Annotated in this window: 23 protein-coding genes; 2 read left to right on the top strand and 21 right to left on the bottom strand. The window is 51.6% G+C overall.

Annotated elements, in window-relative coordinates:
* Positions 1-27 precede the first annotated feature (27 nt).
* Positions 28-1,188: a phosphoserine transaminase gene (locus ACP15Y_RS14050; RefSeq protein ID WP_424983735.1), complete on the bottom strand. Its 1,161-nt coding sequence runs from the start codon at positions 1,186-1,188 to the stop codon at positions 28-30.
* A 170-nt stretch (positions 1,189-1,358) separates the two neighbouring features.
* Positions 1,359-2,057, bottom strand: coding sequence for an outer membrane protein (locus tag ACP15Y_RS14045; RefSeq protein WP_424983734.1), 699 nt, complete (start codon positions 2,055-2,057; stop codon positions 1,359-1,361).
* Between the two features lie 169 nt (positions 2,058-2,226).
* Here ACP15Y_RS14045 and ACP15Y_RS14040 point away from each other — a divergent pair, with 169 nt between their 5' ends.
* Positions 2,227-3,162, top strand: a complete 936-nt coding sequence (locus ACP15Y_RS14040; protein WP_424983733.1) for a DMT family transporter — start codon at positions 2,227-2,229, stop codon at positions 3,160-3,162.
* A gap of 18 nt (positions 3,163-3,180) precedes the next feature.
* Here ACP15Y_RS14040 and glmM read toward each other — a convergent pair whose 3' ends face one another.
* From glmM to ACP15Y_RS13980, 12 genes are all read right to left on the bottom strand, one after another.
* A complete protein-coding gene (glmM, locus tag ACP15Y_RS14035; protein ID WP_424983732.1) occupies positions 3,181-4,524 on the bottom strand; it encodes a phosphoglucosamine mutase in 1,344 nt (447 codons plus the stop codon).
* Between the two features lie 113 nt (positions 4,525-4,637).
* The gene (locus ACP15Y_RS14030; protein ID WP_424983731.1) at positions 4,638-5,267 is read right to left on the bottom strand and encodes a LysE family translocator; all 630 of its coding nucleotides are present in this window, start codon (positions 5,265-5,267) and stop codon (positions 4,638-4,640) included.
* Between the two features lie 77 nt (positions 5,268-5,344).
* Entirely contained in the window at positions 5,345-7,282 is a 1,938-nt protein-coding gene (gene ftsH, locus ACP15Y_RS14025) for an ATP-dependent zinc metalloprotease FtsH (protein ID WP_424983729.1), read from the bottom strand.
* 167 nt (positions 7,283-7,449) lie between these two features.
* The gene (tilS, locus tag ACP15Y_RS14020; protein WP_424983728.1) at positions 7,450-8,748 is read right to left on the bottom strand and encodes a tRNA lysidine(34) synthetase TilS; all 1,299 of its coding nucleotides are present in this window, start codon (positions 8,746-8,748) and stop codon (positions 7,450-7,452) included.
* A complete protein-coding gene (gene ybgF, locus ACP15Y_RS14015; protein WP_424983727.1) occupies positions 8,742-9,767 on the bottom strand; it encodes a tol-pal system protein YbgF in 1,026 nt (341 codons plus the stop codon). Before ybgF ends, tilS begins: the two co-directional genes overlap by 7 nt.
* A gap of 147 nt (positions 9,768-9,914) precedes the next feature.
* Positions 9,915-10,403 (bottom strand): peptidoglycan-associated lipoprotein Pal, encoded by a 489-nt coding sequence (gene pal / locus ACP15Y_RS14010; protein ID WP_424983726.1) that lies wholly within the window; start codon positions 10,401-10,403, stop codon positions 9,915-9,917.
* 195 nt (positions 10,404-10,598) lie between these two features.
* Positions 10,599-11,417, bottom strand: a complete 819-nt coding sequence (gene ygiD / locus ACP15Y_RS14005; RefSeq protein WP_424983725.1) for a 4,5-DOPA dioxygenase extradiol — start codon at positions 11,415-11,417, stop codon at positions 10,599-10,601.
* Between the two features lie 89 nt (positions 11,418-11,506).
* The gene (tolB, locus tag ACP15Y_RS14000) at positions 11,507-12,820 is read right to left on the bottom strand and encodes a Tol-Pal system beta propeller repeat protein TolB (RefSeq protein WP_424983724.1); all 1,314 of its coding nucleotides are present in this window, start codon (positions 12,818-12,820) and stop codon (positions 11,507-11,509) included.
* A 56-nt stretch (positions 12,821-12,876) separates the two neighbouring features.
* Complete coding sequence (locus ACP15Y_RS13995; RefSeq protein ID WP_424983723.1) at positions 12,877-13,911, bottom strand: cell envelope integrity protein TolA; 1,035 nt, start codon at positions 13,909-13,911, stop codon at positions 12,877-12,879.
* Positions 13,912-13,913: 2 nt separating this feature from the next.
* A complete protein-coding gene (gene tolR / locus ACP15Y_RS13990; RefSeq protein WP_424983722.1) occupies positions 13,914-14,363 on the bottom strand; it encodes a protein TolR in 450 nt (149 codons plus the stop codon).
* Positions 14,363-15,067, bottom strand: a complete 705-nt coding sequence (gene tolQ / locus ACP15Y_RS13985; protein WP_424983721.1) for a protein TolQ — start codon at positions 15,065-15,067, stop codon at positions 14,363-14,365. Before tolQ ends, tolR begins: the two co-directional genes overlap by 1 nt.
* A 198-nt stretch (positions 15,068-15,265) precedes the next feature.
* Positions 15,266-16,312 (bottom strand): DUF418 domain-containing protein, encoded by a 1,047-nt coding sequence (locus ACP15Y_RS13980; RefSeq protein WP_424983720.1) that lies wholly within the window; start codon positions 16,310-16,312, stop codon positions 15,266-15,268.
* 75 nt (positions 16,313-16,387) lie between these two features.
* Between ACP15Y_RS13980 and ACP15Y_RS13975 the strand changes: the two genes are divergently transcribed.
* The gene (locus tag ACP15Y_RS13975; RefSeq protein ID WP_424983719.1) at positions 16,388-16,942 is read left to right on the top strand and encodes a TetR/AcrR family transcriptional regulator; all 555 of its coding nucleotides are present in this window, start codon (positions 16,388-16,390) and stop codon (positions 16,940-16,942) included.
* Here the strand turns inward: ACP15Y_RS13975 and ybgC are convergent.
* The 7 genes from ybgC to ACP15Y_RS13940 form a co-directional block, all read right to left on the bottom strand.
* Positions 16,939-17,361, bottom strand: a complete 423-nt coding sequence (ybgC, locus tag ACP15Y_RS13970; protein ID WP_424983718.1) for a tol-pal system-associated acyl-CoA thioesterase — start codon at positions 17,359-17,361, stop codon at positions 16,939-16,941. The genes ACP15Y_RS13975 and ybgC overlap by 4 nt on opposite strands.
* A complete protein-coding gene (locus ACP15Y_RS13965; RefSeq protein ID WP_424983717.1) occupies positions 17,361-17,816 on the bottom strand; it encodes a hypothetical protein in 456 nt (151 codons plus the stop codon). The genes ybgC and ACP15Y_RS13965 overlap by 1 nt, the downstream gene beginning before the upstream one ends.
* A 16-nt stretch (positions 17,817-17,832) precedes the next feature.
* Entirely contained in the window at positions 17,833-18,318 is a 486-nt protein-coding gene (locus ACP15Y_RS13960; protein ID WP_424983716.1) for an NUDIX hydrolase, read from the bottom strand.
* Positions 18,319-18,321: 3 nt separating this feature from the next.
* Entirely contained in the window at positions 18,322-18,810 is a 489-nt protein-coding gene (locus tag ACP15Y_RS13955) for an NUDIX hydrolase (RefSeq protein WP_424983715.1), read from the bottom strand.
* A gap of 27 nt (positions 18,811-18,837) precedes the next feature.
* A complete protein-coding gene (locus tag ACP15Y_RS13950; RefSeq protein ID WP_424983714.1) occupies positions 18,838-19,650 on the bottom strand; it encodes a metallophosphoesterase in 813 nt (270 codons plus the stop codon).
* Between the two features lie 67 nt (positions 19,651-19,717).
* On the bottom strand, positions 19,718-20,761 hold the full coding sequence (ruvB, locus tag ACP15Y_RS13945; RefSeq protein WP_424983713.1) for a Holliday junction branch migration DNA helicase RuvB: 1,044 nt from the start codon (positions 20,759-20,761) through the stop codon (positions 19,718-19,720).
* Between the two features lie 2 nt (positions 20,762-20,763).
* The gene (locus tag ACP15Y_RS13940) at positions 20,764-21,249 is read right to left on the bottom strand and encodes a hypothetical protein (RefSeq protein WP_424983712.1); all 486 of its coding nucleotides are present in this window, start codon (positions 21,247-21,249) and stop codon (positions 20,764-20,766) included.
* Positions 21,250-21,274 lie beyond the last annotated feature (25 nt).

Raw genomic sequence — 21,274 nt, 5'->3', positions numbered from 1 at the left:
GCCAACCGGTCTCACTTTAGGAGGCGCTTAAAGCGCCGCTTTTTCTGCTGCAAAAGCAAAATCGAGCCAGTGGGTCAAGGCTTCCAAGTCGGCAGTCTCAACCGTGGACCCTGCCCAAATGCGCAAGCCCGCTGGAGCATCACGATAGGCACCAATGTCTAAAGCCACGCCTTCTTGATCCAACCGTGTCGCAATCGCTTTGGCAAATTTGGCTTGAGCATCCGCATCAAGCGCGGCAATCTCAGGATCAACGATCTTCAAGCACACTGATGTGTAGGACCGTGTTTCCGGCACCTCAGCCAAATTGGCCACCCAATCGGTTGCTTCAATCCATGCATTCAACAGGTTGAAATTAGCGTCAGCACGCTTTTGCAAACCGTTATCGCCTAGGGTCTTGGCCCACTCCATCGCGTCAATCGCATCTTCAATCACCATCAAAGATGGGGTGTTGATGGTCGCGGCTTCAAAAATGCCTTCGATCAATTTCCCACCTTTGGTCAGGCGAAAGATTTTGGGCAATGGCCGATCCGGCGCATAATTTTCCAAGCGGGCAACGGCGCGAGGTGAAAGGATGATCACACCGTGAGCGCCTTCGCCACCCAACACTTTTTGCCAAGAAAAAGTGGTGACATCCAGTTTTGCGAAATCAAGCTCTTGCGCGAAAGCAGCAGAGGTTGCGTCGCAAATGCTCAAACCCTCGCGGTCCGCGTCAATCCAATCGGCGTTCGGTACGCGCACACCAGATGTGGTGCCATTCCAAGTGAAGACCACATCGCGGGTCCAATCCACTTGGCCAAGATCAGGAAGCTGGCCATAATCCGCATCCAAAACCCGCACATCGTCCAGCTTAAGCTGCTTAACCACATCAGTGACCCAACCTGCGCCAAAGCTTTCCCATGCCAGCATATCGACACCGCGTTCGCCCAGCATGGACCACAAAGCCATCTCAACCGCGCCCGTATCGGAAGCGGGCACGATGCCAATGCGATAATCATCAGGAACGTTGAGCAGTTCGCGCGTCAGATCTATCGCATATTGAATGCGAGCCTTCGCAGGCTTTGCGCGGTGGGACCGACCCAACAAATTGTCATTGAGAAATTCAGGCGTCCAGCCAGGACGTTTCGTGCACGGCCCAGATGAGAATCTGGGATTCGCCGGGCGCACTTCCGGCTTCAAAATATCTGTCATGTTGCTACCCTTTCAGATAGGCGCCCCTCGTTGGGGAGGGGTGGCCCACTGACCGGGATAGTGGCAATCGGACGTCGCGTCAACGCTTTTTATTGTCCGACAAAAATAACCAAGCAACAAAAAACCCCGGCGCAAGGTCCGGGGTTTTTCAAATCTAATTTCGCTAAAGCTTAATAGAAGCGGTAGCGAACGCTGGCGCGAATTTCGTGAGCAACAGCGTCTTGCACCCACATGCCAGAGCTTTGGGTTGAGAACCCTTTGTGCCACAAAGCGCGGTAGCCGATATCGGCAACAGCAGCGCCCATATCATAGGCAACACCAGCCATCACAGCACCAGCCCAAGAGCGGTTACCAGCACCTGCCACAAGATCTGGATCTGTCGCATGTGTTGCTGATGTGTAGTGCCAAGCTTTACCCAAACCAGCACCAACATAGCCTTGCCAACCACCGTCAGCAGTGAGGCCCATGCCGTTCAAATCGAAATCATAATAAACGTTTGCCAACGCCACGGTTGAACGCAAATCTGCTGAATAGCCGTTGGCTGTCAACCCAGTATTCCGCAACCAATCAACGGTCAAATCCGTGCGGAAACCGTTACCAAACTCATAACCAGCGCCTGCGCCAAAGCTATAGCCCCAGCCCATTTCGGTTGGTGTTGCTGAGTTTGGACATGGACAAAACTCTACATTGCGCGCCCACATTGCGTTACCCGCAACAGAACCCCGCAAATAAAACGCACCGGAAAGGCCGTAATCTACTTCTGGCAATTCAGGATATTCTGGCTCTGGCTGTGGCCAATCAGCGGCCAAAGCGCTTGTTCCAAACATTGAGGCAACTGCAAATAGTGCAGCTCCAATCCACTTAAGCATCATTCTAATCCTTCTACGCAAGCCACTTTTCTTGACTTTCCGAGAAGGAGTATGCGGGCTTTTTCTTAAAACCCACTTAACCTAAATATTTAACCCTAATAATTCTTCAAAAACTCTGTTATATTAAGATTTTACTCGCCATTCTATTACCCACCTATCAAGGCAGAACATGACCACTCAATCGCGCACATTTGGCGACTGGATTTTCCTTTTATTACTTGTACTTATTTGGGGCAGCTCCTTTACGGCCATCAAATTTGCGATTGAATTTTTCACCCCGTTTTGGATCGCAGCGATCCGGCTGACAATCGCTGCAATCTTAATGATTTTATTTGCAATTTGGCGCCGCGTGCCGCTGCCGAAAGGCAAAAAACAATGGCTTGCCTGCGCAATTATGGGCGGCTTGGGCACTGCAATGCCCTTCATGCTGATCAATTATGCCAGCCAATTTGTCTCTTCTTCCATTGCTGGCTTGATGATGGCGACCGTGCCAATCCAAGTCATGTTGCTTTCATTGATCTTCTTGCCTGCTGAAAAGGCCACACCGATCCGGCTGCTCGGCCTATTTTGTGGCTTCTTGGGCGTCGCTGGCGTGATTCTGGGCAATGGGTCGGAAGAAGCAACCGCAGCCGCTTTCTCGCTGCTGCCCTTTGCTTTATTGGTGATTGCGACCACAGGCTATGCCAGCAATGGCATGATTTCGCGCAATGTGCTGGAAATGCCTGCCATGACAAAATCGCTCGGCGTGCTATTTTTCGCCGCCATCACCGCAACAATCTGCGCGCTGATCTTTGAACCCTTGCCACAGGCCGTGCCATGGAGTGGCTGGAGCACAGTGATCTATCTGGCCATTTTGCCCACATGGGCCACGACAATTATTCTCTATCGCCTATTGGACAACACCACGGCTGCTTTCGTGGCACAGTCCAACTATTTGATTCCCGCTGCCTCAATCGTTTTCGGCGCAGTTCTTTTTGGAGAACGCCTGACGGTGCTTCAATTTGTTGGTTTTGGCCTGATTCTATTTGGCGTTGCCGTGTCGGAAGGTGTGATCCGCCGCCGACGCAAAAAAAAGCGGCAGTACCCACCGCCGCCTTCTGGATAAAGATTTGTGGGGTGCGACTTAGACCACACCCTCAATCACATGAGCAATATCGCCCACCACTTGCTTGACAAGCCCCTCATCATCGCCTTCACCCATTACGCGGATCAAAGGCTCTGTGCCTGAAGGTCGAATAACCAATCGGCCCGATGTGCCCAAACGCTGCTCGCCACTCGCGATGGCTTTGATCACGCGATCATCTGCCAAAGGTTGCCCGCCAGCAATGCGCACATTTGTCAAAAGTTGTGGCACCAGATCAAACATCTTGCACACTTCAGAAACAGGCTTATTGCGCTTTTGCACCAAGCTCATCACTTGCAACGCAGAGACCAACCCATCACCTGTTGTGGAGAAATCTGACAAGATGATGTGGCCCGATTGTTCACCACCCAAATTGTAACCACCTGAGCGCATGCGCTCGAGCACGTAGCGATCGCCAACCTTTGTACGTTCTAAACGCAACTGATTGTCGCTGAGGCACCGTTCAAGCCCCAAATTGGACATGATGGTGGCCACAATGCCGCCGCCATTGAGCCATTCAAGCTCGTGCCAATAAAGCGCAAGCGCCGCCATCAACTGGTCGCCGTCTACAATTTGACCTTTTTCATCAACAATCACCACACGGTCCGCATCGCCATCAAGCGCGATGCCAATATTGGCACCCTCTTCCAGCACGCGTTTACACAAGGCTTGAGGTGCGGTGGAGCCGCAATCCTTATTGATGTTGAAGCCATCTGGCTCAACGCCCATGGCGATCACTTCAGCGCCCAATTCCCACAACGCTTCCGGCGCTGTTTTATAAGCTGCGCCATTCGCACAATCCACAACCACCTTCAGGCCGGTAAAGTCTGCATGACGCGGCAATGTACGTTTAGCAAATTCTGTGTAGCGCGTGGTGACTTCATTGATCCGCCGCGCGCGGCCAATATTTTCGCCGTGGGTAAGCCCGGCTGAAACGCCCTTTTCCACCAAGGCTTCAATTTCCTCTTCGATCTCATCAGAGAGCTTGAACCCATCAGGTTGGAAGAACTTGATGCCATTATCTTCATATGGATTGTGTGACGCGGAAATCATCACACCCAAATCTGCCCGCAAAGAACGGGTGAGCATGGCCACAGCCGGCGTTGGCACCGGACCCAGCAAATAAACGTCCATACCAACAGAGGTGAAACCACCTGTAAGCGCATATTCGAGCATATAGCCGGACCGACGTGTATCCTTGCCGATCACCACCCGGTGGCGATGATCGCCGCGCCGAAAAGCCATACCGGCTGCTTGCCCTACGCGAAGGGCGAGATCTGGCGTTAGCTTTTCGCCATTTGCCAAACCCCGAATACCATCTGTTCCAAAATATTTGCGTGCCATATGCCACCTTATTGCGACGGGAAGACCCGTCGATGTGAATAACTCTAAGCTTTACTTGTCAGCTAAACCAAAACAAAATCTAAATTATGGCAATAATACCTTTGGCCGTTAGGTCAAGACCTATCCAAAGCAAGCTTGGCGCCAAGGCCAATCAAAAAGGTGCCACCAATGCGTGGAAGCCAGGCAGAACGGGCACTTTCTGCCGTTAACCGCTTGAGAACCCAACTCGCGAATAAAACGCACGCTAAGTCTGCTGTTGAAAACATCACATTCACAATCGTGCCCAAAATCAACATTTGCGCCCAAAGCGGCAAGCTTGCATCAAGTGACACAAATTGCGGCAAAAACGAAATGAAGAACAAGGCTGTTTTCGGATTAAGCACTTCAACGCTGATGCTCTCAAAAAAAGCGCGCTTGGCACTCTTGGTGCGCGGCTCCTCTGCCTGCCCATTTTTACCCCGCCGCAAGATCATCATCAAGCCGAGATATATGAGGTAAAGCGCGCCGGCAATTTTCACCACAATATAAAGTGTGGGCACAGCCACCAGCAACGCTGCCAACCCAAATGCCGCCAACAGCACATGCGCATAACCGCCCAGATGCACACCAAGTGCCGCCATAAATCCTGCCCATTGGCCTCGAGCAATTGTTTGCGCCGACACATAGATCATCGCCGGACCAGGCAAATAGGAGAAAAGGGCTGTGGTGATGAAGAAGGCAAGAAGTATTTCAAATGATGGCATAGTGCGAACTCCCAATCGAAAGATATTAGCACCAGCATCGACAATAAAAAAGAGGCCCGAAGGCCTCTTTCATGTTTCTAATTTTCAGGCTGCGGTTCCGCATCGCCTTCAGTGCCTTTGCCATCTTCATTTGGCTTTTTCTTTGGCACAGCTTTACCTGCGCGCGGCACGCCAGTTGATTTGGCAGTCGGCGTATTATCATCATCCGAGCGGGTTGGCTTTTTGCCATCCTTCAATGCCCGCAATTCATCCCCGGTTAAGGTTTCGAATTCAAGCAATGACTGAGCAATATCTTCAAACAATTGTTCATGCTCCTTGATCAAAGCGCGGGCTTTGGTTTCAGCTTCTTCCACCAATGTCCGCACTTCTTCGTCAATAAGACGCGCCGTATCGTCTGACATATGATCGACATTGGCCGGACCATAGATGCCCTGCGGATCTGATTTATAAAGCACACGACCAAGCTTTTCAGACATACCCCACTCGGTGACCATGGAAGTCGCAAGCTTTGTCGCACCTTGAATGTCACCAGCAGCGCCTGAAGTTACTTTTTCAGGACCAAATTTGTGGATCTCCGCTTCACGTCCGCCGAAGGCCAGCACCAATTGCGCCAACGCTTTTTCTTTCGAGAACGAATATTGATCGCTTTCCGGCAAGCTCATCACCATGCCCAATGCGCGACCGCGCGGGATGATGGTGGCTTTGTGGATCGGGTCCAAAACATGCGACATGATGAGAGACACAAGCGCGTGGCCTGCTTCGTGATAGGCCGTGTTGCGCTTTTCATCTTCTTTCATGGCCAAGGTGCGGCGTTCCGCGCCCATCATGATTTTGTCTTTCGCATCTTCAAATTCAGCCATGGTGACAAAGCGCTTATTACGGCGCGCTGCCAACAATGCCGATTCGTTGACCAAGTTCATGATCTCAGCACCAGAAAAGCCTGGTGTACCGCGCGCAAGGATTTTCAAATCCACATCTGGTGCCAATGGCACTTTGCGCACATGTACTTTCAGGATCTGTTCGCGACCAGTTACATCTGGATTTGGCACAACAACCTGACGGTCAAAACGACCCGGACGCAGCAAGGCTGGGTCCAACACGTCTGGACGGTTGGTCGCCGCGATCAAAATGATGCTTTCATTTTCTTCAAAGCCATCCATCTCAACCAGCAACTGGTTCAATGTTTGCTCACGCTCATCATTACCGCCGCCAAAGCCTGCGCCACGTGAACGGCCCACCGCATCAATCTCGTCAATAAAGATGATACAGGGTGAATTCTTCTTGGCTTGTTCAAACATATCGCGCACGCGGCTCGCGCCGACGCCAACAAACATTTCAACAAAATCAGAACCTGAGATGGTGAAGAACGGCACATTGGCTTCGCCAGCAACCGAACGTGCGAGCAACGTTTTACCAGTACCTGGAGGGCCCACAAGCAAAACACCGCGCGGAATTTTACCGCCAAGGCGCTGAAATTTGCCTGGATCGCGCAAATAATCCACGATTTCTTCAAGGTCTTGCTTGGCCTCGTCCACACCAGCCACATCTTCAAATGTGACTTTGCCGTGGCTCTCGGTCAAAAGCTTCGCGCGTGACTTACCAAAGCCCATCGCGCCGCCACGACCACCGCCCTGCATCTGGCGGATGAAGAAAAACCATACGGCAATGATGACGATGAATGGCAACCATGAGGACAGCAAAATGGTCCAAAACGGGCTTGATTCAGGTGGCTTCGCCTCAATGGTCACACCACGATTTTCAAGTCGTGACACCACATCTACCCCTTGTGGCAGATAAGTCTCAAAACGTTGACCGCCATTCAGCGTACCCCGCAACCGATTTTCAGATATGGTGACGCTTTGAACTGACCCGGCATCGACATCAGAGACGAACTGCGAATAGGTCTTTTGCGTCAAGCCCGCAGTTTGGGACGACGTTTGAAAAATTTGGAAAAGGCCAAGCAACATAACAAGGATGACCATCCAAATTGCAAGGTTGCGAAAATTACCGTTCATTTAACCTGCCTTGAATAAATGTGCCTACTACTTACGCACACAATGAGAATTTGGATCGAATGTAAGGTCCAATGCCCTTAGTTACAAGGGGCGCGCACCGCAAATTGATCACTGTTCTTAACACAATGTGTTTAACAAAGGCTCGACCAATTGCCGCATACACGGCTTTAGGTCAAAGCGTTGGGACCAAATATGCGAAAAACGTCAATATTGGGGCCAAGCACATGCTCACCCAGCGCTAAAATTTTATCACCAGAAGTGACCAATGGCGCCGCACGCACCGCATCCATCGGCACAAAGTTCATATCCGGCAAAAGCTTATCAAATTGCGCCCGTGTGATCGAACTTGCGGCACGCACTTGCACCACATCAGAAGCATCTGCGGCCAGCAAAATTCTAAACCGCTGATCCCAGTTCAGCTCCTCCCCCGGAGAAAGCGTAACGGTTTGATCGTCCAAACGCCCAACTTCACGGAAAACTTGGATAAGATCTCCATGTCCCCGAATGCCGCATCCCCCAAGGGTTTGGCCACGCAAATGTAGCTTACCCATGGACAGCACATCATAAAGAGCTTCAATTTTGGCGAATTCCGGCGCCGGGCTGGCCCCGCCCGCATCATCCAATGCGCGCGCCAACAACCGAATGCTGATTTCAGCAGGTTCCGCCACAAGCACGGCATGGTCAAACAGCACACATCCAAATGGATCGATAAAGAAACGCTCGCCATAGGCCGTCTCCGCGATGCGGCTCAAAGCCGCCTCAGCCCGCCGCAACCGACGCGCCGAAAGCGCGATGTTTTTGGCTTGCAGCCCGATGCGTTGCAACCCATTTAGCGCTTGTCGCCATCGAACACGCTCAAATTTCTCATCATTGTTCGACGGGTCTTGAACATATTGAATGCCCTCAATCTGCGCAAATCCAACCAAATCTGATTTCGGCAAATCCAACAAAGGCCGCACAATATCAAGACCAAAGCCCACCGAATTGCGCCCCATTGCGCCCAATCCCGTTAAGCCGCTGCCCCGCGCCAACCGCATAAAAAAGGTTTCGGCCTGATCATCCAAATGATGGGCAGTAAATAGCTGGCTTAGGCCCAACTCTTGCATTTTTTGCTGCATCAGCTGATAGCGCACTTCGCGAGCGCTTTGCTGAATACGTGATTGTGGATCAAAATCTGTCGGCCGCAGCACATGGCAATCCAGCCCCAAGGCTTTGGCAGCTTGTTCGACCATTTTCGCTTCATCCGCCGCAGCGGCGCGCAATCCATGATCAACCGTAAGCACGGTCAATTCGATCTCTTGCTCCTGCCCCTTCGCAAAAAGCGCGGCCAAGTGCAGAAGCGCCATGCTGTCCGGTCCTCCCGAAACAGCAAGCGCCGCCTTTTGGGTTTCAAAAAGCGGCGCAAATATAAAGTTCAGGAAATCTGGCTCCGTTAAATATTCATATTTGTTTTCAATATTTAACATTGTGCCTTTCGCTGTTCCTCTGCGACCCTTTGTTTAAATGCGGTGGGTTGGTCAGGATATCGACGCAACACCTCAACAAAGGTACGACAAGCAGTCTCCCTTTCGCCAGCACTGTTTAGGGAAATCCCCAATTTCATCACCATGTCCGGCGAACGGGCGGCATTTGGATAGGCTTCAAAGCCACGCAGCAACACTTCCGCAGCTTCTTCATATTCGCCACGATTGAGCAGGCTATCCCCCAACCAATGATAGGCATCTGGGGCCAATCGATTTTTTGGGAACAAGCCGATAAACTGGCGGAACTGATCTTCAGCAAACACATAATCGCCGCGCAGCAAAGCTTCATAACCCGCTTCATATTGCGCCTGTGCATCCGCATCAGATAAGGCCGCACCCGGATCAAATTGAAGATCCATCGGCTGCCCGACACCTATGCCCGTCAACGCATCATCGGACAAAGTGCCTAATGTGCCCTCCGGTGTGCCGAGAGTAAAATCAGCATCGTCATCGCTGGTGGCTAAGTTTTCGGTTTGGCTCTGCGGCACACCCTCAGATGGCATATCGCGATCTGATTGGGGTGCCGCACTAGTTTTTCCCGAAGCACCGCCTTCCAAGTCTTGGAATCGGAATTCGTAATCTTCCTGCATTCGTTCAAGCAAAGTTTGCAATTGCGTCATTTGAAATTGCAGGCCTTCAACTTGGCCCGTCAATGTCCGCATACGCTCTTCGATCGTGTCAATGCGCACATTCACTTCAGCAACCTGACGCGATTGCGCAACCTTCACCTTCACAGGTTGAGTATCCGACACACGCTCAATGCCTAGGCCTTCAAAACCCTGCTCAAGCAGCAAAACATGATTACTCAACAAGTCCGCTTGCTGTTCAAGCTGGATCAAACGGCCAAAAACCGCATCATTTGGTTGGCTACCAGCTTGGGCAACATGCGTGGCCCCAGCCAAGATCAGACCTACACTCGCCGCAGCAACATGTTTTGCCCAACCATTTCTTATTACTGACATAAAGTCACTCCTTCGTTCATCACGAACCGATACGCATAAAATCATTTCTTACGTCGGGCGTAAAACAAAATTGCGACAAAAAAACGCCGGGTCCGTATCAAACGAAGCCCGGCGCCCGCCTCCAGCAGAGGATTTCTTAAATGGTGCTTATGGCAGCAACACGGTCACAGCACGGCGGTTTTGTGACCAACATGAAATATCGTCACAAACGGCCACAGGACGCTCTTTACCAAAGCTCTTTGTGGTGATGCGAGTGGAGCTAACCCCACGGCTCACCAGATAGTTCACCGCAGCAGAACCACGACGTGCGCCCAACGCAATGTTGTATTCACGTGTGCCGCGCTCATCCGCATGGCCTTCTACCAAAATGCGGTATTGCGAGTGCTTTTGCAGCCAAACAGCTTGCTTATCCAAGGTTGCACGGGCTTCAGCGGTTAGAACAGAGCTGTCTGTTTGAAAGAACACGCGGTCACCAACGGCCACCAAAAATTCTTGTGGAGTGCCAGGTTGAGCCTGACCAGGCCCCAAATTCCCCACACCAGCGTCGGGTGTACGCGCACAAGCAGCAACAAATGCCACCAGCGCCACCATCGTAATGCCTTTTAAAAGGCGCATAAATTGATTTGCCATGGACATGGTCCTTAATAGCTCCAGAAAAGGTCGAGATTTATTGACCCGGTTATACCCTTGTTTATCTTAATTTGGGGTGTGCGAACGCAGTTAATGCGGTCTTAATCCGGCCATTTTAAGGCAGATTCTGGCCAATAGCGTTGCTAAAATGACACCCCAAACACTGAATTTATCTCGGACACATTCTTACGCATATTTGGGCTAGTAGTAAATGAAAGACCGCATAGACAAAGAGCCCATATCAAACTGATCATTGAAGAAGGCCAACTGGTCTTTTTCATCCACCAACCCGGCGCAATAAAAGGCGGGCGCAAAATGCTCTACACTTGGATGGGCTTGCGGCAGCAAACTGCCATATTGGTCTTGATCTGCCATGTCAGCAAAATTCCGATCAGACAAAAATCCTGCGACTTTCTCGTCAAATTCCTGCGCCCAATCAAACGCATCTACTTCCCGCGAAATGGCACGCAAATTATGCACCAAATTGCCACTACCTAAAATCAACACACCACGATCGCGCAAAGCTTTTAAGTCGCGCCCAAGTGCCAATTGACCTGCAAAATCTAAATCGCGATTGATCGAAACTTGGAATACGGGAATGTCAGCATCAGGATAAAGATGACGCAAAACCGACCATGCGCCGTGATCCAGCCCCCACTCTTCGGTGGGAATGGCCGCGTGATTTTTGAGCATCAACGCAACATCCTGCGCCACATCGGGCGCACCCGGTGCCGCATATTGCACATCAAACAGTTCCTGCGGAAACCCATAAAAATCATGAATCGTTTTGGGCATCGCCCCCACATGCACCAATGTGGAATGTCGCGTTTCCCAATGGGCGGATATGCACAAAATAGCTTGTGGTCGCGCCAGCTTTTCACCCAATTGTTGCCAGCTTTTGGCAAACTCATTTTCGGTGATCGCATAAAGCGGGTTGCCATGCCCCAAAAACACAACTGGCGCCCGCTCTGCCGGCGCCAACTGATCTAACATCTGTTCAAATCGCAAAGATTTTAGCATTTTCGCCTTCCTAGTCTGCGGCCACGATGCCGCGTCTAGCTGAGCTAAGCATCATAGCGCAGGCGGTCAAGAAGGCACAAATTTGTGCCTTAACCTAGCAATGGCGACCATGTTGGGTCAGACGCATAGGTTGGCGTTTTGATCCGCTGTTCGTTCCGACCCCACACATCGATTGTGTAAAGTTGCGGACCGCTGTCGCCACCTGGATCTTTGAAATACATCAACACCCGGCCATTTGGTGCCCAAGTTGGGCCTTCCATCAAATAGCTGGAAGCCAACACACGTTCACCCGAGCCATCAGGCCGCATGGTGCCAATATGGAACTGGCCATCCTTTTGCTTGGTGAACGCGAGCAAATCGCCCTTCGGCGACCAAACGGGTGTGGAATAGCGGCCATCGCCAAAGCTGACGCGCTGGGCACCGCCGCCTTGGGCACTCATCACATAAATCTGCTGGCTACCACCACGGTCACTTTCAAACGCAATGCGTTGTCCATCTGGCGAGAAGCTTGGGCTGGTATTAATCGATGCACCCGATGTCAATTGCATGGGCTTACGCTGCTGCAAGTTCATCAAATAAAGGTTGGTATCGGCGCCTGTGGTCACGCTAAAGGCCAAATTGCTGCCATCTGGCGAAAAGCGAGGTGACAGAGTCATCTTGCCAAAATCAGCAACCCGTTGCTGCTGACCGGTCGACAAATCCAACAAATAAATCTGCGGCACATCACCTGAGAAATTCATGTAGGACAGCAAATTACCATTGGGCGAAAAACGTGGGGTCAAAACAATTGACCCTCCATCAGTCAAGAAGCGATTGTTCGCCCCATCTTGGTCCATAATCGCGAGGCGTTTTGTGCGGTTGGCTTTCGGCCCACTCTCAGCCACATAAACAATGCGGGTATCGAAATAGCCATCTTCACCAGTCAGCGTTTTATAAATCGCGTCTGACATAATGTGCGCCACGCGCCTCTTATTGTTTTCGTCCGCCGCGAAGGAACGGCCAAAGCCTTCCTGCCCAGCAACAACGTCCCAAAGCCGCACATCGGCCCGGATTTGCCCGCCTGTACGTTGCACGGTGCCCATCACCAAGGCATCCGCACCCAATTGACGCCACGCGCCAAATTCAGGTGATTGGTTCACATCGCCAATCTTCAACGGCATCTGCTCAGCCGGGTAAGGCGCAAAAAGGCCAGAGCGGCGCAAATTGTCGATCACAATTTGGGTCAATTCGCTGCCCAATTGCGGATCAACTGAACTGAATGTGGGAATGCCAATCGGCATGGGCTCAAAGTCGCCACCCGTCACCACAATTTTCACCAACGCCGCCGCAGGCTGCGCAAAAAGGGTTGCCCCCATGCTGGCGGCACCAATTTTTAAGGCATGTCGACGCGAGAATGTTATCATTTCCATCTCCTTTTCCGCCCCTTTAACGCAAAACTCGGACCGGCGTTGCATTTTTTCTATCTTAGATCCCGCGGATCAAATGTGACATCAACCTGACGCCACTCTTCATATTTATCCGCCGCCAGCTGGTATGGCCCACAACGACGCACCGCGCGCTGCGCTGCTGACGCTGTTGCTTGACCAACTTGTCCTGTCACAGAAATATCCAATACTTGAGGCGTTCCTGCAACTGACCCATCGCGATTCAAATCCACCAATAGGCGCACCGTCAAGCCATCAACATCCAAAGCTGAAATTGGCGGGTTCCAGCATTTGCGCATTTGCGCAGCCAATGCCGCCCGTTCAGACTGGGTCAAGCGAGCTGCTGTGCCGGTGGTTTTACCCGCCGTTTTCTGCCCACCCTGACCCGTGGTGCCACCACGACTATCTTCTTTATTGATGATGTCGGAAATCTTATCCGCTTCTTCGCTCTTCTTTGCTTCTTCCGCACGCTGCGCCTCGGCCAAACGCTTCCGCTCCGCTTCTTGTGCCGCATAAGCCTGGCGCGCTTTTTCAACCGCGCTGGTGGCTGCAGGCGGAGATGGCGGCGCAGGCGTTGGATCAGGCGCAGGTTCATCCGCCACGATCGGCTGCGCTGTTGGTTCCTCAACCGGTTCCGGCGTTGGCTCTTCAACTGGTTCTGGCACGCTAGGCGCTGGTTCTTCAGGCTGCGTCGCCGGTTCAACCGGTTCGGGCGTGGGGTCTGGCGCAGGTGGCGTCGGCGGTGTTGGCTCTGGCGCAGAGTTGTCAGTCGGCGCTGGGCTTGGGTCCGGCGTATCCTTTGGGGTGACTTGATCTTCTTGCGTGTTGCCCGTTGGCTCTGCCAATTCAGCAGGCGTCTCCGTATCCACCGCAGACGGCGTTTCGGTTTCGATCACATTGCTGTCGAGCGAACCTTGGCGAATATTCGAAAATTCTTCAATCGGCACCAATTCGATTGGAATAGCTTCAATCTCTTGCGGATCAAACGCATCGGCTTGGCCGAAGGACATTAGCCCAACAGCAATCAAGGCGGCGTGTGAAACCGCAGATATGGTGACCCCGAGACGCATGCTTACTGACTTTGCTCCTGCTCAGTAATGAGGCCAATTTTATTGTAGCCCGCACCGGACAATTGCCCCATCACCTGCATCACCGTGCCATAATCGGCGACATTGTCACCGCGCACATAAATACGTTCCTCAGTACCGTTTTCGGCAACTTCATCCAGCTTACCCAACAAGGTGGACCGGTCCACAAGCTCTTCAAGCACATAGATTTGCCCGTCAGCGGTGACCGTCACCGTGATCGGTTCGCTCTGTGTGTTCAGGCTTTTCGCTTGGCTTTGCGGCAAGTCAATTGGCACGCCAACCGTCAAAAGTGGCGCGGCGACCATAAAAACAATCAAAAGCACCAACATCACGTCGACAAGCGGCGTAACGTTGATTTCGCTCATTGGTTGTGAACGGGCGCGACGCCGGCCTCTACGGCCACCGCCACCACCGCGTGAAACACCCATACCCATTAATGCTGCTCCCGGCTTTCCAATTGACGGGTCAAGATGGCTGAAAACTCGTCGGCAAACCCTTCTAGGCGACCAATCAACTTGTTCGCGTCTGAGGAAAGCTTGTTATAGGCAATAACCGCAGGGATCGCGGCCAAAAGGCCAATAGCTGTGGCAAACAACGCCTCAGCAATACCTGGCGCAACCACTGATAGATTGGTGCTTTCAGACGCGGCGATGGATTGGAACGAATTCATAATGCCCCAAACCGTACCGAACAGCCCAACAAATGGCGCCGCCGAGCCTACCGTCGCCAGAAAGCCCAAGCGGCCTTCCAACAAATCGCTCTCGCGCCCAATGGTGATGTCTAAAACTTTGTCCAAACGCTGTTGCACACCGATATATGACGAAGCGCCCTGCTCGTGACTGCGCTTCCATTCCTTCATCGCAGCCACAAAAACCGATCCCATGCCCCGAGGGTCAGAATCGGAAAGGCGCTGATAAAGCTCTTCAAGCGACTGGCCCGACCAGAAATTCTTTTCGAACTTGTTCATGGCCCGCTGAGCACGGCCATACATGACACTTTTTTCAATGATGATTGCCCAGCTCCAGATCGAAGCAGCGAGCAAACCAAGCATAACGGCCTTCACCACCCAGTCCGCAGCCCAGAACAATGCAAAAAGCGACAGATCGGCACCACCGTGCGCGGCCAGTTCTGCTTCCATGATTTTCCCCTAATCCTACACAATTAATGCGGCAAGTTTTGACACATCTCACCCGTTGCTTTTGGCATGACGGGCAATTTTGTCAAATTTAAGAAGCAACAACCCAGCAACGCTCGATTGTCACTTCAACTTAACGTTTACGCCGCCATGGTTCATTTATGGTTAATAAAACCTTGCTGAATGGGGAATGAACACCCCCTATTTGCAAATTTTGCGCATCAGCATTTCTAACGGACCACGCCCAAATCTTTTTGCCCAAAAATAGGCAAAGATTATCGCGATACCGCAAAATAGCACGGTTGCCGCCCACACATGCATCACGGGCTGGTTCTCCAGCATGTTCAACGCTTCCAACGCCCCCATGCCCAACACAATGTGCGCCATATAAAGGGTCAATGTTTGCTGCCCAGCTGGCAACATGAAGTGCAAAATTTTCAGATATTGCATCAGGGGCGCAAGCATTAGGGAAAACCCTATAAGTACGGAAGCCGCGCTCATGCCAGCGACCATATAGAGCAGAGTTGGCGGCACGGGGGACGTGCCAAACAATATATTTATATCAGCCCCCGCAGCCACATTCTGCAAAGCATCTGACGCAAATTGGTTGAGGAGATAGACGATCAAACCAACGGCAATGAGCAAGAACGCGCTTTTCTTCTCTGCGAGATTTTGACGGCTTAACCAGATGCCAAAAGCCAAAAAACTGACCCAAGGGAATAATGGATGCCAGCCATTGAAAATCAAATTGCGCACAAAACCTTCAAGGGTCCAAAAATCAAGATAGGTCAACGTGGTCCAGTCCCACCCTGCGTCATAGTTTAAAAATAAAAGTCCCATCAGCGCGGCCAAATTGATGACGAAAATTGCACACCAAATGGCGCGATTATTGAGGGTGAGCAACCAAGCGGCAACCACGAAATAGACCGCATAATAATGGATAATATCCGCGGGGAAGATCAGCATATTGATCATGCCGATGACGAAGAGAAACGCGGCGCGTTTAAATAGTTGCGCATTATCCACGCCATGTCTAAACGCCAATCCCAGCCCAATACCCGCTAGAATAACAAAGCTGGCGGCTGCCCGCCCTTCCAATCCATAAATCAATTTATGGGCTAAACTCTCGCCCGTTTCAGCCACCCCCATGACCAAACTAAAATTGACCGCCACCATCCCGATAAAAGCGAAAAGCCGCGCCAAATCCAATCCATCAAGCCGCTTGCTTTGCCTCACATTTTCATCCACACCCAAACTCCTTTTCAATGAACATTCGTTCATTCATTTAGATATTGATCTATGATTTGCAAGAGGCTAAGAAAAATGATGGATCAAAAAGAGCCCACCAAGAGAGAGCAAGCCAAACGCGCCAAACGACAATTGATCGTGCGCTGCGCGATGACGTGCTTCATCGAAAACGGTATCGCCCAAACGGGCATTCGCGACATTGCAGATCGCGCCCAAATCAGCTTGGGCAACCTCTACAACCATTTTGCCAGTAAAGATGAGTTGATTGCCGAAATCGCACAGATTGAGGCAGCGGATTTGACACGGCTGATCGCCGACGTCACCGCCGGACTGGCGTTTGAAGACTTTATTCCGCATTATCTAGAACAAGTGGCAACGCCCGAACACGCCATACTCTCAATCGAGATTTTGGCCGCAGCATTACGGCAGCCCGCATTGGCCAAACCGTTTGATGCCAATCGCAAGACGTTAATCAACGCGCTCTCTGCGCATACAAAGGCGAAACCAGCCGAGATTGAAATGATCTTGGATGCAGTTGAAGCCCTAGGGATGCGCTGCGGATTGGCGCAGCGCAAACCAAAACGCGCGGAAATCGAAGGTCTGCGGAAAATGACCGCTGCGCTGGCTTAGCCGCCAAAGCGTTCGCGTAAACGATCAGGCAAGCGCGTGGGTCGACCATTGGCTTTCATGGTCACCGCCACAACTTTAGCGCGGGTGATCACTTCGTCGCCTCGACGCAAAATCTGTTCAAGAATAAAGCGACTGCCCTTCATCTCCAGCACAGAAGTTGTCGCTTCTAAAACATCATCAATATGCGCCGCGCGATCATAGTCGATTTGCATGGAGCGAACCGCAAAGGCGATCCCCTCTTCCTCAAAGAGTTTTTGGTGGTGCACATCATGCGCCCGCAAAAATTCGGTACGGGCCCGTTCAAAAAATTTCAAATATGCAGCGTGGTAAACATTGCCAGAAAAATCTGTGTCCTCATAATAAACCCGCACAGGGAACAGATGAGACCCATCCGACTGCAGCGCACCACCAAATTGCATTACTCGACCACCTTTGCACACGTACCATCACCTACGCCTTCACAGGGGCGGTAGGTCATAATTTCAGTTTCCGTATCATCTTCAAACACCAACTGCACCGACATTGTTTTTGCCGTTTGTGAGGGCAAATTGATCAATGTCGCATCCCAAGGTGCGTCGCTTGGCAACGCAAATGGCATATCCGGAATACACCGCACCATTTCAAACCGCTGATCAAGCGCATCAGAGTTAACCGAATAGCGAATTTCCTTCAAGCGGCACCGGGCCGTGAGAATGTTGGAAAAATAAATCCATTGCTTGCCATCATATTCACGGAACGCCACCCAATTGCTTTTGCTGGCATCCAACATCGTTTTAAACATCGACACATCTGGCACGCCAGATTTGTCCTGCGCCATTGCGGCAGTTGGCAACGCCAAACCAGCCATCATCACTAAAGCCAAAATCTTCTTCATAAACCCTCTCCCAAAATCAACCATCAAACACAATGTGCAGCGGCTGGGGCGGCAGGTCAATAAAGTGGCTGTGCAATGCCCGCGGCTGCAGGTCAATTTCAGTCAATGTATTGTGGGATAGCTCGATCCAACGATAGCGATATCGCCGCCCATCTTCGATCAGATGATGGCAATCCTCGTCGGTGACAAAATTCACCTGCGGCGGACGGTCGGCAACATAATAAAACGCCAACTCATGATAGTGCTGGCCGTCCAGATCAAAGAAACTTTCCGCCACGATATGCGGTGTTTGAGCATCAATATCGGCGTCCAACTCTTCGCGAAATTCGCGCTTCAACGCTGCCACCGAGGTCTCGCCACGCTTGGGGCGTCCGCCTGGCAAAAACCAAAAGTCCAACTCATCTGCAGTGGTGCACAATATATGATTACGATGTCGAATAATCGCAGCGCTTCGCACATTAAAATGTTGGCCATCACGGCTAAAGCTTAGGTCAACCGACATGATTCAATAATCCGGGTCGACCACGCATTCATGCACAAAGCTTTGCGGCAATTCTGCCACCCGTGTCCGCATGGCAAATGGATGAAGATTGATTTCTGCGAGCGCATCAGGCGTTGCTTGCGCCCATTCAAAACTCAGAACTTTGCCATCATCTTCACCTGTGATGCACACGCCAGGTTTGAAGGGCACATGAAGCGGCTTGGCCACCTCATAATAGAAAGCAAATTCATGAAACCGTTTGCCATAACGCCAAAAGAAATTTTCCAGCATATAACGCAACTGCGGCCTTTCGATTTGCGCGTTCAGTTCTTCGTCCATCTCGCGGTGGATGGCATCCAATGAGCTTTCGCCGCGCTGCACACGACCACCGGGTAAACAGACAAAATCATCATCATCTTCACGCACAACCAGCACATGGTTTTCGTGCAAAATGATGCCCGCGCAACGAACATTGACCCGCTCATTGCCCTCATCAAATGTTAAATTGCTCATTTGTCCCTCCGGGCATGCGAATCTTATCTAGCCAATCTCAATCAGATTTATTTCAGGCGGCACACCAAAGCGCAACGGCAAAACCGAATAGCCCAAGCCACCAGAAACAATCAAATGCCGATCATCTTCGATCACGTGCCCATAGGCATATTGATCGCCATAACGGGACGGAACAACTGGTGCGCGGTCACGCACGCGCACCTGCCCGCCATGGGTATGACCACTCAACGTCACCGCAACTCGATCAGGCACCTTCGGGAAGATATCTGGTTCATGCGCCATCAATATCACCGGTTCATCAGATGTGACTTGCTCAAGCGTGCCGTCCAGATCATCTAACCCAACAACGCCACGTCTCGGGATGCGGCGATTGGACAGCAACGCCAACTGGCTCTCAAGCCCAGCAAGCCAAAAGCCGTGTCCATCCTTTTCGAACCGAGACGCGTCATTACTGTAAAGCTTGATGCCCACCTCTTCGAGCGCATCACCTGCCATAGTGGGACCGCCGCGCCGGGCTTGTGCCTGCAAATCCTCCCACCAATCATGATTGCCTAAAACCGCGTGCACACCCAAAGGCGCGCGCAACTGAGCCAAAGAGGCTGCCCAATCATTATTCGGCAAGCTTTTAAACATTAAATGCATGCCAGAAAGGTAATCGCCCAACAGCACCACAATGTCTGGCTTAAGCGCATTGGCACGCGCCACAATTTTATCAATACGCGGCACAGTCATCCAAGTGGTGCACGCATGTATATCTGCCAAAGCAACGATACGAAGCCGAAAATTATTCGGCCAGTCTTTAGGCTTTAATTGATCGTGCTTTACATGCAGGCGAACCATAGGGGCATCCAATTGCGTTTTCCGGGTGGCCCATCATCGCAAACAATCAGGCACCAATAGGGCGAACTTAGTCCTCGCCCTTTTCTTCTTCAAATAAGCTAGCCTGAACGCCGATAAATCCTTGCGGCACGCCCATATTCAAGTGTTGAAAGGCATGAGCGGTGAGCATCCGCCCACGCGGTGTGCGTTGAATAAAGCCTTGCTGAATCAAATAGGGCTCCACAATCTCTTCCACGGCATCTCGCGGCTCGGAAAGCGCGGCCGCAATTGTTTCAATGCCCACAGGGCCGCCGCCATAATTGGTGGCAATCGTGCCCAAATAGCGCCGATCCAACTGATCCAGCCCACGGCCATCAACATCGAGACGCCCTAATGCCTTGTCGGCAATCGCCGCATTGATGGTTTCAACATCATCAACCTGCGCAAAATCGGCCACGCGGCGCAACAATCGCCCGGCAATCCGCGGTGTACCGCGCGAACGGCGGGCAATTTCCATCGCCCCATCTTCGCTCATGCCAACGCCCAAAAGTCGTGCGCCGCGCCGCACAATTTTCACAAGCTCTCCTGGCGTGTAGAATTGCAACCGTACCGGGATGCCAAATCGGTCGCGCAAGGGCGTGGTCAACAGCCCCGCCCGCGTCGTCGCCGCCACCAAGGTAAACTTTGCCAAATCAATGCGCACCGAACGCGCCGCTGGACCTTCGCCAATAATCAAGTCGAGCTGGAAATCTTCCATAGCTGGATAGAGAACTTCCTCCACCTGCGGATTGAGGCGGTGGATTTCATCAATAAACAACACATCGCGCTCTTCCAGATTGGTGAGCAATGCCGCCAAATCCCCAGCTTTGGAAATTACCGGGCCGGACGTCGCACGAAAGCCAACGCCCAATTCCTTCGCCACAATCTGCGCTAACGTGGTTTTGCCCAATCCTGGCGGGCCAACAAACAACACATGGTCCAGCGCAGTCCCGCGCTTTTTGGCGGCATCGATAAACACCTGCAAATTCTCACGCGCCTTTTCCTGCCCAACAAAGTCGTCGAACAGGGAGGGCCGCAAACTCACGTCAAGCTCACCATCGCGGCCTGCTGTGCTGTCTGTAATATCAGTCATATCTAGTTAATCCATTTCGCCAGTCGGCCCATTGCTAGACAAATATGACTGGCAACAAAACTCAACATCGCCCCCATGATTGTGCTGATCACCACCGAAATAAACATTTCCCCCCTGATGGATGCAATATCTGGCTTAGACGAAAACAGCTCGAAACCAAAATTGATCATCACCGAAAGGAGAAAACCAAAAATGGCACCAGCCATGGTGGCGTTTAGCACAAAAAACTGGCCGGGGAACGTTTCAAATGTCGGGAGGTTTTTGAGCAGCCGCCACAAAAAGAAGCCACTTACAGGTAGGGCACATGCGCCCAAAGCCAACGAGATAAGTGTGGGCTGATAAAAAGCTAAGGAAAAATAAAACCAGCTTGGCTCGCGCAACAATTGGCTCAACGCGCTCCCATTAAACAACATCATCATTAAAAATGCTGAAAATGAAGGCCCCGCGAGCATACTCACCCAAGCAAATGCATGCGGATGCTTGCCCAAATTGCCAGCATTTTGTTGCGCTTGA

Origin of the sequence: Maritalea sp. S77, from assembly GCF_049801075.1 — a bacterium.
Taxonomy (GTDB): domain Bacteria; phylum Pseudomonadota; class Alphaproteobacteria; order Rhizobiales; family Devosiaceae; genus Maritalea.
The sequence above is the reverse complement of the archived record's forward strand: the minus strand, read 5'-3'. Positions and strand labels throughout refer to the sequence as shown.

What these genes read in the sequence shown, in the direction of transcription:
- ACP15Y_RS14050 (WP_424983735.1), bottom strand. Translation starts at nt 1,188, where the DNA reads ATGACAGATATTTTGAAGCCGGAAGTGCGCCCGGCGAATCCCAGATTC.
- ybgF (WP_424983727.1), bottom strand. Translation starts at nt 9,767, where the DNA reads ATGTCAGTAATAAGAAATGGTTGGGCAAAACATGTTGCTGCGGCGAGT.
- ftsH (WP_424983729.1), bottom strand. Translation starts at nt 7,282, where the DNA reads ATGAACGGTAATTTTCGCAACCTTGCAATTTGGATGGTCATCCTTGTT.
- ygiD (WP_424983725.1), bottom strand. Translation starts at nt 11,417, where the DNA reads ATGCTAAAATCTTTGCGATTTGAACAGATGTTAGATCAGTTGGCGCCG.
- tolR (WP_424983722.1), bottom strand. Translation starts at nt 14,363, where the DNA reads ATGGGTATGGGTGTTTCACGCGGTGGTGGCGGTGGCCGTAGAGGCCGG.
- ACP15Y_RS14045 (WP_424983734.1), bottom strand. Translation starts at nt 2,057, where the DNA reads ATGCTTAAGTGGATTGGAGCTGCACTATTTGCAGTTGCCTCAATGTTT.
- ACP15Y_RS13965 (WP_424983717.1), bottom strand. Translation starts at nt 17,816, where the DNA reads ATGAAGAAGATTTTGGCTTTAGTGATGATGGCTGGTTTGGCGTTGCCA.
- ACP15Y_RS14030 (WP_424983731.1), bottom strand. Translation starts at nt 5,267, where the DNA reads ATGCCATCATTTGAAATACTTCTTGCCTTCTTCATCACCACAGCCCTT.
- ACP15Y_RS13975 (WP_424983719.1), top strand. Translation starts at nt 16,388, where the DNA reads ATGATGGATCAAAAAGAGCCCACCAAGAGAGAGCAAGCCAAACGCGCC.
- tilS (WP_424983728.1), bottom strand. Translation starts at nt 8,748, where the DNA reads ATGTTAAATATTGAAAACAAATATGAATATTTAACGGAGCCAGATTTC.
- ybgC (WP_424983718.1), bottom strand. Translation starts at nt 17,361, where the DNA reads ATGCAATTTGGTGGTGCGCTGCAGTCGGATGGGTCTCATCTGTTCCCT.
- tolB (WP_424983724.1), bottom strand. Translation starts at nt 12,820, where the DNA reads ATGATAACATTCTCGCGTCGACATGCCTTAAAAATTGGTGCCGCCAGC.
- ACP15Y_RS13995 (WP_424983723.1), bottom strand. Translation starts at nt 13,911, where the DNA reads ATGCGTCTCGGGGTCACCATATCTGCGGTTTCACACGCCGCCTTGATT.
- pal (WP_424983726.1), bottom strand. Translation starts at nt 10,403, where the DNA reads ATGTCCATGGCAAATCAATTTATGCGCCTTTTAAAAGGCATTACGATG.
- glmM (WP_424983732.1), bottom strand. Translation starts at nt 4,524, where the DNA reads ATGGCACGCAAATATTTTGGAACAGATGGTATTCGGGGTTTGGCAAAT.
- ACP15Y_RS13950 (WP_424983714.1), bottom strand. Translation starts at nt 19,650, where the DNA reads ATGGTTCGCCTGCATGTAAAGCACGATCAATTAAAGCCTAAAGACTGG.
- ACP15Y_RS14040 (WP_424983733.1), top strand. Translation starts at nt 2,227, where the DNA reads ATGACCACTCAATCGCGCACATTTGGCGACTGGATTTTCCTTTTATTA.
- ACP15Y_RS13955 (WP_424983715.1), bottom strand. Translation starts at nt 18,810, where the DNA reads ATGAGCAATTTAACATTTGATGAGGGCAATGAGCGGGTCAATGTTCGT.
- ruvB (WP_424983713.1), bottom strand. Translation starts at nt 20,761, where the DNA reads ATGACTGATATTACAGACAGCACAGCAGGCCGCGATGGTGAGCTTGAC.
- ACP15Y_RS13960 (WP_424983716.1), bottom strand. Translation starts at nt 18,318, where the DNA reads ATGTCGGTTGACCTAAGCTTTAGCCGTGATGGCCAACATTTTAATGTG.
- tolQ (WP_424983721.1), bottom strand. Translation starts at nt 15,067, where the DNA reads ATGGAAGCAGAACTGGCCGCGCACGGTGGTGCCGATCTGTCGCTTTTT.